The sequence below is a fragment of the Mycobacterium sp. 852002-51961_SCH5331710 genome, assembly GCF_001665535.1.
Classification (GTDB): domain Bacteria; phylum Actinomycetota; class Actinomycetes; order Mycobacteriales; family Mycobacteriaceae; genus Mycobacterium.
Map to the genome: position 1 here is coordinate 64171 of NZ_LZSQ01000106.1, position 22421 is coordinate 86591.

Genomic DNA, 22421 nt, shown 5'->3' on the forward strand with positions numbered 1-22421 from the left:
CGTGCAGACCACTGCCTCGTCGTCAGCCCTCGGCTCGTCGCTGGCGATCACCACCTCGCGGGAGGATTTCCGCGCGCTGGCCGCCGAGCACCGCGTGGTGCCGGTGACGCGCAAGGTGCTCGCCGACAGCGAGACGCCGCTGTCGGCGTACCGGAAACTGGCCGCCAACCGGCCCGGAACCTTCCTGCTGGAGTCGGCCGAGAACGGCCGTTCGTGGTCGCGCTGGTCGTTCATCGGCGCCGGTGCGCCGTCGGCGCTGACCGTCCGCGACGGCGAGGCCGTGTGGCTGGGCACGACGCCGCAGGACGCGCCCCAGGGCGGCGATCCGCTGCAGGCGCTGCGGGCCACGCTCGAACTGCTGAAGACCGAGCCGGTGCCGGGCCTGCCGCCGCTGTCGAGCGGGCTCGTCGGCTTCTTCGCCTACGACATGGTCCGTCGCCTGGAGAAGCTGCCGTCGCTCACCGTCGATGATCTGGGCCTACCCGACATGCTGCTGCTGTTGGCCACCGACATCGCCGCCGTCGACCACCACGAGGGCACGATCACGCTGATCGCCAATGCGGTGAACTGGAACGGCACCGACGAACGGGTCGATTGGGCGTACGACGACGCCGTCGCCCGCCTCGACGTGATGACCGCGGCTCTGAGTGAGCACCTACCATCGGCGGTGGCGACGTTCAGCCGGCCAGAGCCGACGCACCGCGCCCAGCGCACCCTCGAGGAATACGAGGCGATCGTCGAGAAGCTGGTGCGCGACATCGAGGCCGGCGAGGCGTTTCAGGTGGTGCCCTCGCAGCGCTTCGAAATGGAGACGCCCGCCGATCCTCTCGACGTGTACAGGATGCTGCGGGTGACCAATCCGAGCCCGTACATGTATCTGCTCAACGTGCCGAACGCCGCAGGCGGACCGGACTTCTCGATCGTCGGCTCCAGCCCCGAAGCACTGGTGACGGTCAAGGACGGACGGGCCACCACACATCCGATCGCGGGTACCCGGTGGCGCGGCGCGACCGAGGAGGAGGACCTGCTGCTCGAGAAGGAACTGCAGGCCGACGAAAAAGAACGGGCCGAGCATCTGATGCTCGTCGACCTGGGCCGCAACGATCTCGGGCGGGTCTGCCAGCCGGGCACCGTGCGGGTCGAGGACTACAGCCACATCGAGCGCTACAGCCACGTCATGCACCTGGTGTCGACGGTGACGGGCCTGCTGGCGGACGGCAAGACGGCGCTGGACGCCGTAACCGCATGCTTCCCGGCCGGGACGCTCTCGGGAGCGCCGAAGGTGCGGGCGATGGAGTTGATCGAAGAGGTCGAGAAGACGCGTCGCGGCCTGTACGGCGGGGTGCTCGGTTATCTCGACTTCGCGGGAAACGCCGATTTCGCGATCGCCATCCGCACCGCGCTGATGCGCGATGGCACCGCATACGTGCAGGCGGGCGGTGGCGTCGTCGCCGACTCCAACGGGCCCTACGAGTACACCGAGGCGGCCAACAAGGCCCGTGCGGTCCTCAACGCGATCGCCGCCGCCGAGACGCTGACCGAACCGTGATCAGGGTCGCCCAAGTCGGTCTGGTGCTCGCCGCGGCGGGACTGTGGGTGGCCTCGCGGATGAAGTGGGTCGAGGTGACCTCGTTCGACGGTCTCGGCCAGCCGAAGACCACCGCCCTGTCCGGGGGGACCTGGTCGACCGCGCTGGTGCCGCTGGCGGTGCTCCTGTTGGCCGCTGCGGTGGCCGCGCTGGCCGTGCGGGGATGGCCGTTACGGCTGTTGGCCTTGCTGGTGGCTGCCGCCAGCGCCGGGACCGCCTACCTGGCCATCAGCCTGTGGGTCATCAAGGACGTGGCGGTCCGCGCTTCCCACATCGCGGAGTCGCCGGTCGCAGACCTCGTCGGCACGCAGCGGCACTACGTCGGCGCGGTGATCACCGTCGTCGCCGCCGTGGTGGCGCTGGCGTGCGCGGTGCTGTTGATGCGGTCGGCGACGAGCGAGCGCTCCGGGGCGGCCCGCTACTCGCGACGCTCGGTCGCACGGCCCGACGAACCCGCAGGCGAAATGTCCGAACGCGCGATCTGGGACGCCCTCGACGCGGGGTCCGATCCGACCCAGGATCCGGCGAATCCGGACAACAAGGGCCGGTGATCGTGGGTGTTGTGGTGGCGGCTACCCTTCGTGGTTGAAGATCGTCCAGTATTTCCGGGGGAAGGGAAGCGGCAGTCATGAGTTCGGCGACGGTACTCGACTCGATCATCGAGGGAGTCCGCGCCGATGTCGCCGCCCGCGAAGCCGTCATTCCGCTCGCCGACATCAAGGCGAAGGCCAAGGACGCGCCGCCTCCGCTCGACGTGATGGCCGCGCTGCGCGCTCCCGGCATCGCGGTGATCGCCGAGGTGAAGCGCGCCAGCCCGTCGCGTGGTGAGCTGGCCCCCATCGCCGACCCCGCGGAGCTCGCGGCCGCCTACGAGAGCGGTGGCGCGCGCATCGTCAGCGTGCTGACCGAACAGCGTCGATTCAACGGATCGCTCGACGATCTCGACGCGGTGCGCGCGGTCGTCTCAATCCCGGTGTTGCGCAAGGACTTCATCGTCCGGCCGTATCAGATCCACGAGGCCCGCGCGCATGGTGCGGACATGTTGCTGCTCATTGTCGCGGCGTTGGAGCAGCCGGTGCTGGAGTCGCTGCTCGAGCGCACCGAATCGCTGGGAATGACCGCGCTTGTGGAGGTGCACACCGAGGAGGAGGCCGACCGTGCGCTGTCCGCGGGCGCCACGGTAATCGGTGTCAACGCACGCGATCTCAAGACGCTGACGGTCGACCGCGACTGCTTCGCCCGTATCGCCCCCGGCCTTCCGACCGACGTCATCCGCGTCGCGGAATCGGGAGTACGTGGCACCGCCGATCTACTCGCCTACGCCGGTGCCGGCGCCGACGCGGTGCTCGTCGGCGAGGGACTGGTCACCAGTGGTGATCCCCGCAGCGCCGTCGCCGATCTGGTCACCGCAGGCACCCATCCGTCGTGCCCGAAACCCGCGCGTTGAGAAGTGGCCGATCTCGCCGGGCCTGAGCTGCCCCGTTCCAGTGCGGCCGTAGCCGAGCCGACGTCCCACGATCCGGACGAGCGTGGTCACTTCGGTGTCTACGGAGGAAGATTCGTCGCCGAGGCGCTGATGGCCGTGATCGAAGAAGTCACCACGGCCTATGAGAAGGCCCGTGGGGATCAGACCTTCCTCGACGAGTTGGATCGGTTGCAGCGGCACTACAGCGGACGTCCCTCGCCGTTGTACGAGGCCGAGCGGCTGTCCGAGCACGCAGGCGGAGCCCGGATCTTCCTGAAACGAGAAGACCTCAACCACACCGGATCCCACAAGATCAACAACGTGCTCGGTCAGGCCCTGTTGGCCAAGCAGATGGGCAAGACCCGCGTGATCGCCGAGACCGGCGCGGGCCAGCACGGCGTGGCGACCGCGACGGCGTGCGCGCTGCTCGGCCTGGAGTGCATCATCTACATGGGAGCCGTCGACACCGCGCGTCAGGCGCTCAACGTGGCGCGAATGCGGTTGTTGGGTGCGACGGTGGTGTCCGTGGAGGCGGGTTCGAAGACGCTGAAGGACGCGATCAACGAGGCGTTCCGCGACTGGGTCACCAACGCCGACAACACGTACTACTGCTTCGGCACGGCCGCCGGACCGCATCCGTTCCCGACGATGGTGCGCGACTTTCAGCGGGTAATCGGGCTGGAAGCGCGCGCGCAGATCCAGGCGCAAGCGGGCCGGTTGCCCGACGCGGTGACGGCGTGTATCGGCGGCGGTTCGAACGCGATCGGGATCTTCCACGCGTTCATCGACGACCCCAATGTGCGTCTGGTCGGTTACGAGGCGGCGGGTGACGGCGTCGAAACGGGCCGACACGCAGCGACTTTCACCGGCGGGTCACCCGGCGCGTTCCAGGGGTCGTTCTCGTATCTGCTGCAGGACGAGGACGGCCAGACCATCGAATCGCATTCGATCTCAGCGGGTTTGGACTACCCAGGCGTCGGGCCCGAACACGCATACCTCAAGGACATCGGTCGCGCGGAGTACCGGCCCATCACCGATACCGAGGCGATGGACGCGTTCTCGCTGCTGTGCCGCACCGAGGGGATCATTCCCGCGATCGAGTCGGCGCACGGTCTCGCGGGGGCTCTGCAGTTGGGCCGCGAACTCGGACCCGGGTCGATCGTTCTGGTGAACCTGTCCGGCCGTGGCGATAAGGACGTGGAGACCGCGGCGAAGTGGTTCGGCTTGTTGGACGGTGCCCCGTGAGTCGGCTAGCACCGATGTTCGAAACGTGCCGAAGCGAGGCACGCAGCGCGCTGATCGGCTATCTGCCGACCGGATTTCCCGATGTGTCCACGTCGATTTCGGCGATGACGAAGCTTGTCGACAGCGGATGCGACCTGGTCGAGGTCGGCATCGCGTATTCCGACCCCGGAATGGACGGGCCGACGATCGCGGCGGCCACCGAGGTCGCGCTGCGCGGGGGAGTACGGGTACGGGACTCGCTGGCCGCGGTCGAGGCGATCAGCAACGCCGGCGGCAGAGCCGTGGTCATGACGTACTGGAATGTCGTGTTGCGATGGGGAATCGAGGCTTTCGCCCGTGATCTGGCGTCGGTCGGTGGGCTCGGGATGATCACGCCCGACCTGATCCCGGACGAGGCCGACGAGTGGTTGGAAGCGTCGGAGACCCACGACTTGGACCGGATCTTTCTCGTGGCGCCGTCGTCGACGCCTGAACGGCTGACGATGACGGTGAAGGCGTCGCGCGGATTCGTCTACGCCGCATCGACGATGGGAGTGACCGGTGCGCGCGACGCGGTATCGACCGCCGCGCCCGAACTGGTCCGCCGCGTGAAGGCCGTCTCGGATATTCCGGTTGGCGTCGGCCTCGGGGTCCGTTCGGGTGCGCAGGCCGCCGAGATCGGCGCCTACGCCGACGGGGTCATCGTGGGATCAGCGTTGGTGTCGGCGCTGCAGAACGGTGTCGACACGGTCGGAACGTTGACAGCCGAACTCGCCGACGGCGTCAGGCGAAGGGTTACTGCGTGACGACGACTGTCTTGGCCGCCATCCCGAGCCCGGCGCAGGGCGTGTGGCATCTCGGTCCGGTACCTGTTCGTGCTTACGCGGTGTGCATCATCATCGGCATCATCGCGGCGCTGATCATCGGTGACCGTCGCTGGGAAGCGCGCGGCGGTGAACGTGGGGTCATCTACGACATCGCTCTGTGGGCGGTGCCGTTCGGATTGATCGGCGGCCGGTTGTATCACGTGGTCACAGACTGGTGGCGGTACTTCGGCGACAATGGCGCCGGGCTGGCGGGCGTTTTCCGCATCTGGGACGGTGGCCTGGGGATCTGGGGGGCAGTCGCCCTTGGCGGTGTGGGCGCGTGGATCGCGTGTCGCCGCAGGGGGATTCCGCTACCGGCGTTCGGTGATGCGATCGCGCCGGGAATCATCCTGGCGCAAGGGATCGGCCGACTGGGAAATTACTTCAATCAGGAACTCTGGGGCGCGGATACGACGCTGCCCTGGGCGCTAAAGGTCTACGAACGCCGCGACTCGGCCGGGATGATCGACAATCTCAATGGAGTGTCGACCGGTGAAGTTGTTCACCTCGTCCATCCCACGTTCCTGTACGAACTGCTCTGGAATCTTTTGGTTTTCGCGGTTCTCATCTATGTCGACCGCCGCTTCAAGCTCGGCCACGGCCGCCTGTTCGCGTTGTACGTCGCGGGCTATTGCCTGGGCCGGTTCTGGATCGAGCTGTTGCGGGCCGACGACGCGACGCTGATCGAAGGCGTCCGGATCAACTCGTTCACGGCGACGTTCGTGTTCATCGGGGCGGTTGTGTACATCATGGCCGCGCCGAAGGGCCGGGAGGACCCGGCCAGTCTCAAGGGCAAGGCGCGGCCGGAGCGGACAACTGTCGAGGAGCTCACGGAGGAACTGGCCGCGGTGGCCTCGACGACAGGTGTCGTCGCGGCAGCCAAGGCCGCCGCAGCCGAGGAAGAGCCGGAGACGGTGAAAGCCGAGTCGCTCACGGCGGATGTGCCGGAAGACGAGGCCGTCTCGGTCGAGGACGTGTCGGAGGAGGAGCTCGGCGCAGACGTGGCGGGTGTGCCGGCGGACGACCTCGAAGAGGCAGAGGAGTTCGCTGCCGAGGGCGACGAGGAGCCCGCGGAGGAGCCGGAGCCCGAAGCCGAGGCGGTGGCCGAGGCCGAAGCTCTGGCTGAAGAGGTGGACGAGGCCCCCGCCGAGGAGATCGCCGAGGCGGAGGAGTTCGCCGAGGCAGGCGAGGCCGCCGATCTTGGTGGTGTGGGTGCCGTCGAAGGTGAGGAGGCCGGCGACGCGCTGGCCGACGCCGCCGAGGCACACGAAACCGCCGTTGAGGGTGAGGCGGCTGCCGAGGAATTGGCCGATGACGCGGCGACCCCTGCGGCTGCCGTGGCGGTTCCGAAGGCGAAGCGTCGACTGCGGTTGTGGCCGAAGCGTAAGCAGAAGGACGTCGTCGAGGCGGAGCCCAGCGGTGCGGCGGCCGCAGCCGACTCGGCACCCGAAGCAGACTCGGCACCCGAAGCAGAGGCCGTCGCCGAGGCCGAGGAACTGGCCGACGATGTGGCGGAGGCGCCGTCTGAAGACATCGTCGAGGCGGAAGAGTTCTTCGAGGCAGGCGATGCTGCTGATCTTGGCGGTGTCGGCGCCGTCGAAGGCGAGGAGGCCGGCGATGCGCTGGCGGACGCTGCCGAGGCGCACGAGTCTGCGGTCGAGGGTGAAGCTGTAGCCGAGGAGTTGGCCGACGAGGCCGAGACAGAAGCCGAGGAGGCCCCCGATCTCGGTGGTGTGGGGGCCGTGGAGGGCGAGGAGGCCGGCGATGCGCTGGCGGACGCTGCCGAGGCGCACGAGTCTGCGGTCGAGGGTGAAGCTGTAGCCGAGGAGTTGGCCGACGAGGCCGAGACAGAAGCCGAGGAGGCCCCCGATCTCGGTGGTGTGGGGGCCGTGGAGGGCGAGGAGGCCGGCGATGCGCTGGCGGACGCTGCCGAGGCGCACGAGTCTGCGGTCGAGGGTGAAGCTGTAGCCGAGGAGTTGGCCGACGAGGCCGAGACAGAAGCCGAGGAGCCATCGGAAGAGGCCGAGACTAAGGCGGAGTCGTCAACCGAGGAGACTTCGGAGGACGCGGAGCCGGGCGAACCGGCCGAGGTCGGCGGCGTTGGCACCGTGGAGGGCGAGGAGGCAAGCGACGCCCTCGCCGATGCGTCCGAGGCGCATGAAGCCGCTGCCGAGGGCGAAGCTGTAGCCGAGGAGTTGGCCGACGAGGCCGAGACAGAAGCCGAGGAGCCATCGGAAGAGGCCGAGACTGAGGCGGAGTCGTCAATCAAGGCGACGTCGGAAGACGCGGAAGCGGGCGAACCGGCCGAGGTCGGCGGCGTCGGCACCGTGGAGGGCGAGGAGGCCAGCGACGCCCTCGCCGACGCGCCTGAGGCGCACGAGTCCGCCGTCGAGGGTGAGGCCGTGGCAGAAGAGTTGGCCGACGAGGCCGAGGCGGACGACGCCGATGCCGAAACCGCCGATGCTGAAGCGCACGAGTCACCGGCCGAGGAATTAGCCGACGAAGAGGCCGTCGCTGAAGAACTGGCGGAGGCCGCCGAGCAGCTAGCGGAAGACCCCGAGGCCGAAGCCGAGGAGTCGACCGACGAGGCATCGGAATCCACCGAGCCTGAGCCCGGTGAGCCTGAAGCCGAGAAACCTGCCGGCGACGACGCCGCCCCCAAGCCCGAAGCCGCAGCCGAAAAAACAAGCCAACGCGACGACTCCGGACGCGGCCGGGTGCGCGATTGGCTGCGGCGCCGCCGGAACCGCTAGGCCTTTCTCGCAGTTGTCCACAGCCGACTCTCGGCTGGGCCATTCTTGTCAGTGGCTCGGAGTAGTGTCGAACTCATGTTCGAAGATGCCTCGAGTGGCGACCTGCTCACCCTGATGGGTGAAGAGGCTCGCGAGGAATCTGCGGCCATGGGGCGCCGGCTCGCACTGGTCGCCGAACTTTACGCGCGGCGCGTGAAAGAACATCGGGAAGCGCGCATGTTCTTCACTGACGTCGCGGTCGTCGTGGCATCAGAGATATCGCCCGTCCAGAACATCAGTTACGCACGGGCACTCGGTCAGGTTCATGCGGCAAATGCGTTGCACGAGAGGCTTCCTCGCGTAGCCGAGATTTTCCGGCGCGGGTGGATAGACTACCGGGTGGTGTCCACCATCATGTCGCGCACGGAGAACGTCGAGCCCGACATCATGCCCGCACTCGACGAGGCCCTGGCCGCGAGGGCCGAGAAGTGGATGAAACTCTCCGGTCCCAAACTCATCGACCGTGTCGACATGTTCGTATGTCGTTTCGACCCCGAGGCGGTGCGAGTTCCTCGCAAAGCAGAAGACAACCGCCACGTCCACGTCGAGCCGGGGTGTCCGGGAATGGCCTGGCTCGCAGGCAATCTGCGCGCCACAGACGGTGCGGCACTGGACAATCGGCTCGACGCGATCGCCGCCACCGTGTGCGAGAACGACCCGAGAACGAAGGACCAGCGCCGCGCCGACGCGTGCGGACCGCTCGCTCGCCTGGAAGCGACGATGCCCTGCGAATGTGGGCGAGACGACTGCCCTGCGGTCAAAGAACGCGCGGCTGTCACCACGGCGGTCATCCATGTGCTGGCCGAACAGGCAACGCTCGACGGCACCAGCGACAAGCCCGGCTATCTGAAGGGCTTTGGGGTGCTACCCGCCGAGTCGGTACGCGAGGCCGCCAAGACCGCGCAGTTGAAGCCGCTGAATACCCCGGATGGCAAGGCCAACAACGGCTATCGGCCTAACGTCGCGCTGCGCGAATTCCTGCAGTGGCGGGACCTGACTTGTCGGTGGCCAGGATGTGACAAACCGGTACAACAATGCGATGTCGACCATACGGTGCCCTGGCCGGAAGGGTCCACGCATCCCTCGAATACCAAGCACTACTGTCGAACTCATCACCTGCTGAAGACATTCTTCTGTGGTCCGCGCGGCTGGACCGATCGACAGCTCGCCGACGGCACGATCGAGTTGATCGCGCCCACCGGTCATGTATGGCGTACCGAACCCCATGGCGCAAGCATGTTTCCAGCGCTCGGACAACCGATGGGCGTGTTCGAGGTTCCGGCGGATATCGCCGACGGCGCCGGGGATCGAACGTTGATGATGCCGCGTCGCAAACAGACCCGTGAGGACGACCGTCGCGACCGGATCAAGGCCGAACGTCGCCAGCGCGCCGAACTGATCGCCGAGGAAGAGCGACAACGGCAAGCCTGGTTGGCCGCCAACTATCAACCCCCACCGTTCTGACACGCCCGGCCGGCGTGAACCGCGAACACGTTTCACCGCCGTCTAGCGAATCCCCCTGAGCGACATACTGTTGAGCGAGGTGCCGGTATCCGGCAATTCTCGTCAGCGCCGCGAGCGCCGGGGCTAAGCCGTGCGTCTATATGGCCACGGAAATCTTACTGACCCGAACCACCCCGTCTGGCATGCTGGGGCCATGACGGAGCCGCAGTTCGGTGGCAGTGAGCATGGCAGCACACCTCCGCCGCCCCCACAGGAATCGGACTACCAGCAGCAGCAGTATCCGCCGCCGCCCGGCGAGTACGGCCCGCCCCCTGGCGGCTACCCGCCCGTATACAACGATCCGTTGGCTCCCTACGGCCGTCACCCCATCACCGGCGAGCCGTATTCCGACAAGTCGAAACTGGTCGCGGGCCTGTTGCAGCTGCTCGGACTCTTCGGCCTGGTCGGCATCGGCCGCATCTACCTCGGTTACACCGGCCTCGGCATCGCCCAGTTGGTCGTCGGCCTGATCACGTGCGGTATCGGCGCAATCATCTGGGGCATCATCGACGCCATCCTGCTGCTCACCGACAAGGTCCGCGATCCTCAGGGGCGCCCTCTGCGCGATGGCACTTAGCGCCGGCACACGCCGCAAACAGCTGTACGGCGCGCTCGGTACCGGCGCCGTACTCGCTGGCGCACTGACTTACATCGGCATCGCCGACCCACACCGCCGGAGCTCCTTCTTCCCGGCCTGCCCGTTCAAGGCGATCACCGGGTGGAACTGCCCCGGCTGCGGTGGCCTGCGCATGACGCACGACCTTCTGCACGGCGACCTCGCTGCAGCGGTCGTCGACAACGTCTACCTGCTCGTGGGGGTGCCACTCCTGCTGGCCTGGCTCCTGGTCAGGTGGCGCCAAGGCAAACCACTGATGAACACGCAAATGACCATCGTGATTGTCGTCTCGGCCCTGACCTGGACAGTGGTGCGCAACCTCGCCGGATTCCCGCTGGTACCGACCGTTCTCGACGGGTGAGGCCGTAACTGCACTGATACAATCGGCTGCGGGCCGGTGCAGTCCCGGACATGAATTCTTCCGGACTGCGAAGGTGCCTCTCGATGCTCTTCTCGGCATTCCCCGAACCCCAGGGTCTCTACGACCCGACCAATGAAGCAGACTCCTGTGGTGTCGCCATGGTCGCCGATATCCAGGGCCGACGCTCCCACTCCATCGTTGCCGACGGGCTGACCGCCCTCGAGCACCTCGACCATCGCGGGGCGGCAGGCGCCGAGACCAACAGCGGTGACGGCGCCGGCATCCTCATCCAACTGCCGGTCGAGTTGCTCCGCGACGTCGTCGACTTCGACCTCCCGGCTCCAGCCCTCGACGGGAGCAACACCTTCGCCGCCGGCATCTGCTTCATGCCCCAAGAACCCGCGGCCCGCGCCGCCGCCCGCGAAACCGTCGAGACCATCGCCGACGACGAGGGACTCAAGGTCCTCGGCTGGCGCGTCCTTCCGATCGACCCTCTTGGCGCCGACCTCGGCGCGACCGCATTAGGCTGCATGCCGCACATGGAGCAGCTGTTCGTCACCTCGACCAACGAGGTCGGCGGCATCGACCTCGACCGTCGCGTCTATCCGCTCCGCAAACGCGCCGAGCGCGAAGGTGTCTACTTCCCGTCGCTGTCCAGCCGAACGATGGCCTACAAGGGCATGCTGACCACAAAGCAGCTGCCCCAATACTTTCCGGATCTGCGCGACGAACGTTGCCGCAGCGCGATCGCGATCGTGCACAGCCGCTTCTCGACGAACACCTTCCCGTCGTGGCCCCTGGCGCACCCGTTCCGCTTCGTCGCTCACAACGGTGAGATCAACACCGTCCGCGGCAACCGCAACCGCATGCGCGCCCGCGAGGCGATGCTCGCCAGCGCCAACATCCCCGGCGACCTCTCCCGCGTGTTCCCGATCTGCACTCCGGACGCCTCTGACTCCGCCTCGTTCGACGAGGTGCTCGAACTTCTGCACCTCGGCGGCCGCAGCCTGCCCCACACCGTGCTGATGATGATCCCGGAGGCCTGGGAGAATGCCACCACCATGGACGACGCCGAACGCGCTTTCTGGCAGTTCCATGCGTCGCTGATGGAACCCTGGGACGGTCCCGCCTGCGTCACCTTCACCGACGGCACACTCGTCGGTGCGGTGTTGGACCGCAACGGATTACGCCCCGGCCGATGGTGGCGCACAATCGACGACCGCATAATCCTCGCCAGCGAGAGCGGTGTCCTCGACGTGCCCTCCGCTCAGATCGTCGCCAAGGGTCGCCTGCAGCCGGGCAAGATGTTCCTCGTCGACACCGCCGCCGGCCGCATCGTCTCCGACGACGAGATCAAGGCGGACCTCTCGGCACAGGAGTCCTACGCCGAGTGGCTGCACGCCGGCCTCCTCGACATCGCCACCCTGCCCGACCGCACCCGCGTCCAGCCCAACCACGACAACGTCGTCAAGCGCCAGATCGCCTTCGGCTACACCGAAGAAGACCTGCGCGTGCTGCTCACACCGATGGCCGCCTCCGGGGCGGAACCGCTCGGCTCCATGGGCACCGACACCCCCGCCGCGGTGCTCTCGCAGCGCTCACGACTGCTCTACGACTATTTCGTCGAGCTCTTCGCCCAGGTGACCAATCCACCACTGGACGCCATCCGCGAGGAGATCGTCACCTCGATGGCCCGCATCATGGGCCCCGAGCAGAACCTGCTCGAACCGTCTGCCGCATCGTGTCGCCAGATCGTGCTGCGCTGGCCGGTTCTCGACAACGACGAACTCAACAAGATCGTCCACATCAACGACGACGGCGAACACCCCGGCCTACGCACCACCGTGCTCAAGGCCCTCTACGACGTCGAACGCGGCGGCGAAGGCCTCGCCGAGGCCCTCGAGGACCTGCGCGCCAAAGCCTGCGAGGCGATCGCCAAAGGTGCTCGCACCCTTGTCATCTCCGATCGCGACTCCGACCACCGGCGCGCGCCCATCCCATCGCTGCTGGCCGTCTCGGCCGTGCACCACCATCTCGTGCGCACCAAGGAGCGCACCACGGTCGCGCTCGTCGTCGAGAGCGGCGACGCCCGCGAGGTGCACCACATCGCGATGCTCATCGGCTTCGGCGCCGCCGCGGTCAACCCGTACCTTGCCTTCGAGTCGATCGAAGACCTTGTCCGCGAAGGTGAACTCACCGGCATCGAACCCGCCGCCGCCGTGCGCAACTACTGCAAGGCCCTCGGCAAGGGCGTGATGAAGGTGATGAGCAAGATGGGCATCTCCACCGTCGCCTCCTACACCGCCGCGCAGGTCTTCGAGGCCGTCGGCATCGACAAGGCCGTCATCGACGAGTACTTCACCGGCACCCCGAGCCAACTCGGCGGCGTCGGCCTCGACGTCATCGCCGAGGAGGTCAAACAACGCCACCGCCGGGCTTACCCGGAAAACCCGACCGAGCGCGTCCACCGGCGCCTCGAGGTCGGCGGCGAGTACGCATTCCGTCGGGAAGGCGAACTGCATCTGTTCACCCCCGAAGTGGTGTTCCTGCTGCAGCATTCGACCCGCACCGCACGCTACGACGTCTTCCAGCGCTACACCGACGAGGTGGACCGCCTCTCCCGCGAAGGCGGAACCCTGCGCGGCATGTTCGACTTCAAGAAGGTCAGGCCGCCGGTGCCCCTCGACGAGGTCGAGCCCGTCGAAGAGATCGTGAAGCGCTTCAACACGGGCGCCATGAGCTACGGCTCGATCTCCGCCGAAGCGCACGAGACGATGGCGATCGCGATGAACAACCTCGGCGGTCGCTCGAACTCGGGTGAGGGCGGCGAGGACACCGACCGACTCTACGATCCCAAACGCCGCAGCGCCGTCAAGCAGGTCGCCTCCGGCCGCTTCGGCGTCAACAGCGACTACCTGGTTAACGCGACCGACATCCAGATCAAGATGGCTCAGGGCGCGAAACCCGGTGAGGGTGGTCAACTCCCGGGCTTCAAGGTGTATCCGAATATCGCCAAGACGCGGCACTCCACACCAGGCGTCGGCCTCATCTCGCCGCCGCCGCACCACGACATCTACTCCATCGAGGATCTCGCGCAGCTGATCCACGACCTCAAGAACGCCAACGACCAGGCGCGCATCCACGTCAAGCTGGTCAGCAGCGTCGGCGTCGGCACCGTCGCCGCGGGTGTGTCCAAGGCCCACGCCGACGTCGTGCTGATCTCCGGCTACGACGGCGGTACCGGCGCGGCGCCGTTGACCAGCCTCAAGCACGCCGGTGTGCCCTGGGAGATCGGGCTCGCCGAGACGCAACAGACGTTGATGCTCAACGGGTTACGCGACCGCATCACCGTGCAGTGCGACGGTGGCATGCGCACCGCGCGTGATGTCATCGTCGCCGCCTTGCTCGGCGCCGAGGAGTACGGCTTCGCCACCGCCCCGCTGATCGTCTCGGGCTGCATCATGATGCGCGTCTGCCACCTCGACACCTGCCCGGTCGGCGTGGCCACCCAGAACCCGGAACTGCGCGCCCGCTTCACCGGCAAGCCCGAGTTCGTCGAGAACTTCTTCCGCTTCATCGCCGAGGACATCCGTAAATACCTGGCAGAGCTCGGGTTCCGCACCCTCGACGAGGCGATCGGGCACGCCGAGCTGCTCGACACCGACGAGGGTGTCGCGCACTGGAAGAGCCAGGGCCTCGACCTGTCGCCGATCTTCGCGGTGCCGCAGGACGGGCACACCGGTGAGTCCACGCCCCGACGCAAGATCCGCGACCAGTACCACGCACTGGACCAGGCCCTCGACCAGACGCTCATCCAGCTCGCCGAGGGAGCGCTCGAGGACGCCCATCCGGTCCGCCTCGAACTACCCATCCGCAACGTCAACCGGACCGTCGGCACGCTACTTGGCTCCGAGGTGACCCGCCGCTACGGCGCCCAGGGCCTGCCCGACGGCACCATCCACATCACCCTGACCGGTTCCGCCGGACAGTCGCTCGGTGCGTTCCTGCCGCCCGGCATCACACTGGAACTCGTCGGTGACGCCAACGACTACGTCGGGAAGGGATTGTCGGGCGGCCGGATCATCGTGCGACCGCCCGACGACGTGTTGTTCCTCGCCGAGGACAACGTGATCGCCGGCAACACCCTGCTGTTCGGCGCGACATCGGGCGAGGTCTTCCTGCGGGGTCGCGCCGGAGAACGCTTCGCCGCCCGCAACTCCGGAGCGCTGACCGTCGTCGAGGGCGTCGGCGACCACGCCTGCGAGTACATGACCGGAGGCCGCGTGGTGGTCCTCGGTAAGACCGGTCGCAACATGGCCGCGGGCATGTCCGGTGGCATCGCGTTCGTCCTCGGCCTCGACCCGCGACGGGTCAACACCGAGATGGTCGAGCTGCAACGCCTGGACCCGGAGGATCTCGCCTGGCTGCGGGAAGTGATTTCCCGGCACGCCCAGTACACCGGCAGCAGCCTGGCCACGTCCGTCCTGTCGGACTGGCCCAGGCGCAGCACCCAGTTCACCAAGATCATGCCCCGCGACTACCAGCGGGTCCTGGAAGCCACACTCACCGCCAAGCGGGAGGGACGCGACGTCGACACTGCGATCATGGAGGCCAGCCGTGGCTGATCCCACCGGATTTCTGAGAGTTCCGAAGGTCGAGGCGGCCAAGCGCCCCGTCGACGAACGTGTCGGCGACTGGCGTGAGGTCTACGAACAGCAGGACCCGAACCGTCGAGCGGCCGAGGTGGCCCAGCAGGCCCGGCGCTGCATGGACTGCGGAATCCCGTTCTGCCACTCCGGAACCGCGGGATGCCCGCTAGGCAACCTGATTCCCGAGTGGAACGACCTGGTGCGCCGCGGCCGATGGGACGCGGCCAGCGACCGCCTGCACGCCACCAACAACTTCCCCGAGTTCACCGGCCGGTTGTGCCCCGCACCGTGCGAAGCCGCGTGTGTCCTGTCGATCTCCGAGGAGCAGACCGGCGGCAGTGTCACGATCAAGCGCATCGAGCAGACCATCGCCGACCACGCGTGGCTGAACGGCAAGGTCGAACCGCAACCCGCGGCCATCGCGTCCGGTAAGCGCGTCGCGATCGTCGGCTCCGGCCCGGCGGGATTGGCTGCGGCACAACAGCTCACCCGCGCCGGCCACGAGGTCACCGTCTACGAGCGCGACGACCGAATCGGCGGGCTGATGCGTTACGGCATCCCCGAGTACAAGCTCGAGAAGGCGACGCTGGATCAGCGCTTGGCCCAGATGCGCGCGGAGGGAACGCGATTCGTCACCGAGACGGAGGTCGGCGTCGACGTGTCCGTCGAACAGCTCCGCGCACAGTACGACGCCGTTGTGCTGGCCGTCGGCGCGCTGCGTGCGCGCGACAACGAGGTCGAGGGCCGTCACCTCAAGGGTGTCCACCTCGCGATGGAGCACCTGGTGCCCGCCAACAAGGAGTGCGAGGGCGACGGGCCGAGCACGATCAGCGCCGAGGGCAAGCACGTCGTGATCATCGGCGGCGGTGACACCGGTGCCGACTGCCTCGGCACCGCGCATCGGCAGGGCGCGCTGTCGGTCACCCAACTCGACTACAACCCCGAACCGCCCGAGACCCGCGACGACTCCCGCACACCGTGGCCGACGTGGCCGCTCGTGCTGCGCACCCGGCTCTCACCCGCACACGCCGAGGGCGGTGACCGCCGCTACGAGGTCGCCGTGCAGCGCTTCGTCGGCGACGACTCCGGTCACCTCCGCGCGCTGGAGATCGCCGAGGTCAAGGTCGAGCGCGACGCCGAAGGTCGCCGCGTCATCACCCCGGTCGGGGAACCGATGGAGATCCCCTGTGAGCTCGCGCTGTTGGCCATCGGTTTCGAGGGCGTCGAACACATGCCGCTGCTCGACGAACTGGGGTTGAGCCTCAACGGGCGCGGCGCTCTACCGTGTGGCTCGGACTGGCAGACCGACGCGCCCGGCGTGTTCGTCTGCGGCGACGCGCACCGGGGTGCGTCGTTGATCGTCTGGGCGATCGCGGAGGGCCGCAGCGCGGCGCACGCGGTCGACACCTATCTGATGGGGGAGTCGGATCTGCCGGCGCCGGTCATTCCGGGCGCACTTCCGCTGGCCGTCGTCTGAATCGATAACGACTATGCTCGAGTGTCGTGAATAGACGCGGGAAGATCGTCTGCACCCTCGGTCCGGCCACCGCGACCGATGACGCCGTTCGTGCGCTGGTGGCGGCCGGAATGGACGTCGCACGGCTCAACTTCAGCCACGGCGACTATCCCGATCACGAAGCCAACTACAAACGCGTCCGGTCCGCGTCGGACGCCACCGGCCGCGCGGTCGGCATCCTCGCCGACCTCCAGGGCCCCAAGATCCGGCTCGGCCGGTTCAAGGACGGTCCCACCTTCTGGGCCGCTGGAGAGACGGTGCGCATCACCGTCGACGACATCGAGGGCACCGCGGATCGCGTCTCGACCACCTACAAGCGCCTCGTCGAGGACGCCACGCCCGGGGACCGGGTTCTCGTCGACGACGGGAATGTCGGCCTGGTCGTCGAGCGCATCGAGGGCAACGACGTCATCTGCACCGTCACGGAGGGCGGTCCGGTCAGCAACAACAAGGGCATGTCGCTGCCCGGGATGAACGTGTCGGCGCCCGCATTGTCCGAGAAGGACGTCGACGATCTGGAGTTCGCGCTGCGCCTGGGCGTCGACTTCGTCGCGCTGTCGTTCGTCCGCTCACCGGCCGACATCGAACTCGTGCACGAGGTGATGGACCGCGTCGGACGCCGGGTGCCCGTCATCGCCAAACTCGAGAAGCCCGAAGCCATCGACAACCTCGAGGCCGTCGTGCTGGCGTTCGACGCCATCATGGTCGCCCGCGGCGACCTCGGCGTGGAGCTGCCGCTCGAGGAAGTCCCGCTGGTGCAGAAGCGCGCGATCCAAATGGCAAGGGAGAACGCCAAACCCGTCATCGTCGCGACGCAGATGCTGGAGTCGATGATCGAGAACTCGCGACCCACCCGCGCCGAGGCCTCCGACGTCGCCAACGCCGTGCTCGACGGCGCCGACGCGGTCATGCTCTCCGGCGAGACGTCCGTGGGCAAGTACCCGCTCGAGACGGTCAAGACGATGGCCCGCATCATCCATGCGGTCGAGGAGAACTCGGTGGCCGCGCCGCCGCTGACACATGTGCCCCGAACCAAACGCGGGGTCATCTCGTACGCCGCCCGCGACATCGGCGAGCGTCTCGACGCGAAGGCTCTCGTGGCCTACACCCAGTCGGGCGACACGGTGCGCAGGCTTGCACGGCTGCACACCCCGCTGCCGCTTCTGGCGTTCACCTCGCTGCCCGAGGTGCGCAGCCAGCTCGCCCTGAGCTGGGGCACCGAGACGTTCATCGTTCCCCACATTCAGACCACCGACGGAATGATCCGCCAGGTCGACAAGTCGCTGCTCGAACTCGGCCGCTACAAGCGCGGCGATCTGGTGGTCGTCATCGCCGGTATCCCACCGGGCACAGTGGGATCCACGAACCTGATCCATGTGCACCGGATCGGCGAGGACGACGTGTGAGGGCGGACTTCGACGAGCTGCTCGAGATACTCCGCCTCCGCCAGATCGCCGACGACGTCTACCTCGGCTCGCACCCCAGCAAGAACCCCGTGCGGACCTTCGGCGGGCAGATGATGGCCCAGTCGTTCGTCGCGGCCGGACGGAGCCTGAAACACGCGACGCCGCCGAGCGCGATGTCGGCTCACTTCATCGCCGGCGGCGATCCGGAGAAGGACCTCGAGTACCACGTGGTGCGGCTCCGCGACGAACGCCGCTTCGCCAACCGCCGCGTCGACGTCATCCAGGACGGTGAGCTGCTGACCAGTGCGATGGTGTCGTTCCTGGCCGGGGGCCGCAGCCTCGAGCACGCGATCACACCACCGGACCTACCGGACCCGGAGTCGCTGCCGCCGGTGGACGACCTGCTGCGCGGCTATGAGGATGTCGTCCCGCATTTCGTCAACGCGTTGCGGCCGATCGAGTGGCGCTATACCAACGATCCGAGTTGGGTGATGCGCGACAAGGGCGAGAAGCTGCCGCACAACCGGGTATGGATGAAGGCGCTCGGCCAGATGCCCGAGGATCCCGTGCTGCACGCCGCCGCGCTGGTGTACTCGTCGGACACCACCGTGCTCGACTCGATCATCACCACCCACGGCCTGTCGTGGGGCTACGACCGGATCTTCGCGGTCACCACCAACCACTCCGTGTGGTTCCACCGGCCCGTGCGCTTCGACGAATGGCTGCTGTACTCCACCACTTCACCCGTGGCCGCCGACTCCCGCGGCCTGGGCACCGGCCACTTCTTCGACCGGTCCGGTCAGCCGGTCGCCACCGTGGTGCAAGAAGGAATTGTCAAGTACTTCCCGCCGCGCTGATCACGGCGTCGGTGTCAGCGTGACATCGAACTGGTCCTCCACGCGCTGCTGGAACTGCTCGGCGCACTGCTGCACCGCGTCCTGGTCGTTGCCCGCGCGCGAGATGCAGTCGATGTAGTCGGAGCCGCCCACCTCGTTGAAGCCCCAGACGGCGAGCCAGATGACGACGATGGCCTCGATGATGCTCAAGATGCCGAGCACGATGCCGGCCATGGCGACGCCGCCGTTGGTGGCCTCACCGCGTTTGGCCCTGTTCCATCCGATGAAGCCGAGGATCACGGCGACGACGCCGAGCACAACGCCGCCGAAGACGGATAGCAGCGCGATGATCGCGACGACCAGGGCGGCGATGCCGATGCCGTTCTTCGGTGCGTTCGCCGGCGGGGGATAGGCGTAACCCTGCGGCGGAGCTTGGGGATAGCCGCCTGGGTAGGCGCCGTACTGCGGCTGTTGCGGAGGCGGCGGTGGCGGCTGCTGTGGAGGCTGCGAAGGCGGTGGTGGTTGTGACGGCTGTTCCGGCTCGCTCATGCCGAGGAGGTTACTCCGCGACCAGCGAGAATGAGGGTAGGACACTCAATCTGGCCAGGTAGATGATGCGTGGCGACGACGACCGTGCGGTCGGCGGCGAACAGTGCGCCAGGGGTGAGCAGACCCACGAGAATCCGGTCGGAATCCGCGGCGTCGAGGTGCTCGGTGGGTTCGTCGAGCAACACCGTCGGCGCGCTGCAGAGCAACGCGCGCGCCAGCAACAGGCGCCTGCGCTGACCGGCCGATACGGCGGCCGCCCCGCCGGTGAGCACAGTCGCCAACCCCTCCGGCAGCGCGTCGAGCCAGTCGCGGAGACCGACCCGTCGCAATGCGGCCAGGATCTCGTCGTCGCTCGCATCGCCGCGTGCCACCAACATGTTGTCGCGCACCGTGGTGGCGAACAGGTGGGCGTCCTCGGCGAGAAAGACCGCGGTCGGATCGCTTTCGGCGAGCGACAGCAACAGCGTCGTCTTGCCCGACCCGCTCGGGCCGACGATCGCCAGTCGATCACCGGCCGCCAGCGACACCTTCGGAACGTCCGGCCGCTCACGCTTGGAGTCGATCGGATCGGTGATCTCGGCGAGCCGACGCGCGGCGATGCGTGATCGGGTGAGCTGCACCGCGGCCGCGGGCAGCACGGCGCTCGCCTCGAATGCCGACAGCGGCAACAGCATCAGGACCGCGAGCGTCGTCGGCGCGACCGAGTCGGCGATGCCGATCGCCGCGATGACGGCACCGAGCACGCTGGCGCCGATCGCCGCTGTCGACGCCGCGGCGGCCATCGCGGCGGGCTTCGCCGCCAGGTCGGTGGCCCGTCCCCACTCACGGTGCCGACGCTCGGCCTCGGCGAGCACATCATCGAGTCGGCCGCCGACACGGAGCTCAGGCGCATGCTCGAGGGCACGCATCACCGCCACGTCACGTCCCGAATGATGCTGTGTCGCAGCTTCTTCGGTCGCTTCGGCGGCGCGGGCGGCCAGCACCGGTGCGACGACGCCCGCGATCAGCAGACACAACGCCAGCACGACCGCCGCTTCGAGAGAGATCAGGCCGATCCCGACCACGGCCGCCACTCCCAGCACGGCGGCGACGGCGATCGGCAGCACCGCCCGCACCAGGACGTCGGCGAGGTCGTCGACCGACGCGCCGATCCGGGCGACCAGCTCGCCGCTGGGCATCCGCATCGCGGTGTCGGCGGGCGCGTCCGCCAGCCGTCTGTACAGCGACTCTCGGGTGTCCGCCGCCGACCGCAGCGCGGTGTCGTGTGCCGCCAGCCGCTGGCAGTAACCGAGGACACCGCGGGAGATGCCGAGCGCGCGCACGGCCACCACCGCCACGGTGAGGTCGAGCACGGGAGGCATCTGCCATGCCCTCGTGATCAGCCACGCCGAGATCGCGGCCAGCGCCAGCGCGCTGCCCAACGACAGCACCCCGAGCAGCACCGCGAGCGACAGCCGCCCCAACCGAGCCCTCAACAACTCACGCATCGACGAGCTCTCCCACGGACAGGACCCGGTCACCGATCGCGCGCACCGGGGCGCGGTGCCCGACGACCACCACCGTCGCGCCGGCGCGCGCCCGATCGACGATCGCGTCGAGGACACGGGCTTCCATCGCCGCATCGAGGTGTGAGGTCGGCTCGTCGAGCAGCAGCACCGGCGCCGAGGAGCCCAGCGCCCGCGTCAACCCGAGCCGTTGGCGCTGGCCGAGCGACAGGCCCGTACCGTCTCGGCCGAGCTCGGTGTCCAGGCCGTCGGGCAGCGTCGTGAGCACCTCGTCGAATCCGGCTGCGCGGCAGGCCTCGTCGAGGTCGGATATGGGGCCGAACAGTTCGAGGTTGTCACGGACGCTGCCCGGCACCAGCATCGGGCGATGCGGCAACCAGGCGACCTGGGCCCACCACGATGGCAGGTCGAGGTCGCCGACATCGACTCCGTTGATCGACACGTCGCCGGGGTGCAGACCGAGGATCGTGTGCAGCAGCGTGGATTTCCCGGCGCCGTTGGGACCGGTCAGCACCGTCACCCGGCCCGGCTCCGCGTCAGCGTCGAGCGCTCCGAGGTGGATGGTGGCCCCCGTTGCGCGCACGACACGGGTCCCCGCGCGGTGGTCCGGCACGCTGTCGAGGAAGCGCATCGCGGCGTCGGCGGCGGTCTTGCCGTCCTGAGCGGCGTGGAACTCCACCCCGACCCGGCGCAGCGGCCAGAACACCTCGGGTGCGAGCAGCAGCGCGGTCAGCCCCGCGGTCAGCGTCATCTCGCCGAACACCAGTCGCAGGCCGATGCCGACGGCGACCAGTGCGACGCCTAAGGTGGCCAGCAGCTCAAGGACGAGCGCCGACAGGAACGCTATCCGCAGCGTGGCCATCGTCGAACGCCGATGCGCCGCAGACAGTTCGGTGATCCTGGTGACCGATCCCTCCAGCCGGCCCAACGCGCGCAGCGTCGGGATGCCCGCCACCAGGTCGAGCATCCGCGACTGCAGCGTGCTCATCGCCGTCAGGGCGGCCTCGGAGCGTTCCTTGGTCAGCAACCCGATCAGCACCATGAAGATCGGGATCAGCGGCAGCGCGATCAGAACGATGAGCGCCGAGCGCCAGTCCACCGCGGCGATCACCAGCACGGCCGCCGGGGTGAGGATACCGGCGAGGAACACCGCGGGCAGATACGCCGTCAGGAACGGTCGCAGACCGTCGAGTCCACGGGTGATCAGCGCCGCGGCGGTATCGCGTTCGGCCGCGAGAAGGCGCGGTGGCAGCGATTTGACCGTTCGCAGAACCTGACCGGACAGGTCGGCGATCACCTGTGTGGCACCGGTCGACGCCAGCCTGCTCTGCAGCCAGTGCGCGGCAGTGCGAATCGCCCACAGCCCCACCAGAAGTGCGAGCGGACCGGTCCAATGCCGAAGGTGGCGGGTGCCGGGATCGGTGATGATCCCGGCCACGATATCGGCGAGCACCACGGCCGCGCCGATTGTCGCCCCGGTGATGAGCACCCCGCACACCACCGACGCGACGAGATAGCGCCGCATCGCCCGCGAGGCCCGCCACA

Annotated in this window: 16 protein-coding genes; 13 read left to right on the forward strand and 3 right to left on the reverse strand. The window is 68.0% G+C overall.

The features are described 5' to 3' along the window. Window position 1: 1 nt before the first annotated feature. From A5752_RS18255 to A5752_RS18315, 13 genes are all read left to right on the forward strand, one after another. A complete protein-coding gene (locus A5752_RS18255; RefSeq protein ID WP_067088324.1) occupies window positions 2-1549 on the forward strand; it encodes an anthranilate synthase component I in 1548 nt (515 codons plus the stop codon). Beyond that, window positions 1546-2139: a TIGR02234 family membrane protein gene (locus A5752_RS18260; RefSeq protein WP_067088325.1), complete on the forward strand. Its 594-nt coding sequence runs from the start codon at window positions 1546-1548 to the stop codon at window positions 2137-2139. Before A5752_RS18255 ends, A5752_RS18260 begins: the two co-directional genes overlap by 4 nt. Window positions 2140-2216: 77 nt before the next feature. Beyond that, window positions 2217-3035 carry an indole-3-glycerol phosphate synthase TrpC gene (trpC, locus tag A5752_RS18265; RefSeq protein ID WP_067088327.1) on the forward strand — a complete coding sequence of 273 codons (819 nt, stop codon included), beginning with the start codon at window positions 2217-2219 and terminating at the stop codon, window positions 3033-3035. A 3-nt stretch (window positions 3036-3038) separates the two neighbouring features. Beyond that, window positions 3039-4298, forward strand: coding sequence for a tryptophan synthase subunit beta (gene trpB, locus A5752_RS18270; protein ID WP_067088329.1), 1260 nt, complete (start codon window positions 3039-3041; stop codon window positions 4296-4298). A 14-nt stretch (window positions 4299-4312) separates the two neighbouring features. Next, the gene (trpA, locus tag A5752_RS18275; RefSeq protein ID WP_231983453.1) at window positions 4313-5083 is read left to right on the forward strand and encodes a tryptophan synthase subunit alpha; all 771 of its coding nucleotides are present in this window, start codon (window positions 4313-4315) and stop codon (window positions 5081-5083) included. Further along, complete coding sequence (gene lgt, locus A5752_RS28060) at window positions 5080-7896, forward strand: prolipoprotein diacylglyceryl transferase (RefSeq protein WP_082963956.1); 2817 nt, start codon at window positions 5080-5082, stop codon at window positions 7894-7896. Before trpA ends, lgt begins: the two co-directional genes overlap by 4 nt. Before the next feature lie 75 nt (window positions 7897-7971). Continuing rightward, window positions 7972-9399: an HNH endonuclease signature motif containing protein gene (locus tag A5752_RS18285; protein WP_067088333.1), complete on the forward strand. Its 1428-nt coding sequence runs from the start codon at window positions 7972-7974 to the stop codon at window positions 9397-9399. A gap of 193 nt (window positions 9400-9592) precedes the next feature. Next, window positions 9593-10015: an NINE protein gene (locus A5752_RS18290; protein WP_067088335.1), complete on the forward strand. Its 423-nt coding sequence runs from the start codon at window positions 9593-9595 to the stop codon at window positions 10013-10015. After that, window positions 10005-10415 (forward strand): DUF2752 domain-containing protein, encoded by a 411-nt coding sequence (locus tag A5752_RS18295; protein ID WP_067088337.1) that lies wholly within the window; start codon window positions 10005-10007, stop codon window positions 10413-10415. Before A5752_RS18290 ends, A5752_RS18295 begins: the two co-directional genes overlap by 11 nt. Window positions 10416-10498: 83 nt before the next feature. Then, entirely contained in the window at window positions 10499-15040 is a 4542-nt protein-coding gene (gene gltB, locus A5752_RS18300; RefSeq protein WP_067088339.1) for a glutamate synthase large subunit, read from the forward strand. Continuing rightward, on the forward strand, window positions 15033-16541 hold the full coding sequence (locus A5752_RS18305; RefSeq protein WP_067088341.1) for a glutamate synthase subunit beta: 1509 nt from the start codon (window positions 15033-15035) through the stop codon (window positions 16539-16541). Before gltB ends, A5752_RS18305 begins: the two co-directional genes overlap by 8 nt. Before the next feature lie 26 nt (window positions 16542-16567). Then, complete coding sequence (gene pyk / locus A5752_RS18310) at window positions 16568-17986, forward strand: pyruvate kinase (protein WP_067088343.1); 1419 nt, start codon at window positions 16568-16570, stop codon at window positions 17984-17986. After that, window positions 17983-18843 (forward strand): acyl-CoA thioesterase II, encoded by an 861-nt coding sequence (locus tag A5752_RS18315; RefSeq protein WP_067088345.1) that lies wholly within the window; start codon window positions 17983-17985, stop codon window positions 18841-18843. The genes pyk and A5752_RS18315 overlap by 4 nt, the downstream gene beginning before the upstream one ends. Here the strand turns inward: A5752_RS18315 and A5752_RS18320 are convergent, their stop codons facing one another. The 3 genes from A5752_RS18320 to cydD are packed head-to-tail and all read right to left on the reverse strand — an operon-like array spanning window position 18844 to window position 22401. Beyond that, a complete protein-coding gene (locus tag A5752_RS18320; RefSeq protein WP_067088347.1) occupies window positions 18844-19371 on the reverse strand; it encodes a DUF4190 domain-containing protein in 528 nt (175 codons plus the stop codon). Further along, window positions 19368-20858 carry an ATP-binding cassette domain-containing protein gene (locus A5752_RS18325; protein ID WP_156613980.1) on the reverse strand — a complete coding sequence of 497 codons (1491 nt, stop codon included), beginning with the start codon at window positions 20856-20858 and terminating at the stop codon, window positions 19368-19370. The genes A5752_RS18320 and A5752_RS18325 overlap by 4 nt, the downstream gene beginning before the upstream one ends. Further along, on the reverse strand, window positions 20851-22401 hold the full coding sequence (gene cydD / locus A5752_RS18330; RefSeq protein ID WP_067088431.1) for a thiol reductant ABC exporter subunit CydD: 1551 nt from the start codon (window positions 22399-22401) through the stop codon (window positions 20851-20853). Before cydD ends, A5752_RS18325 begins: the two co-directional genes overlap by 8 nt. Window positions 22402-22421 lie beyond the last annotated feature (20 nt).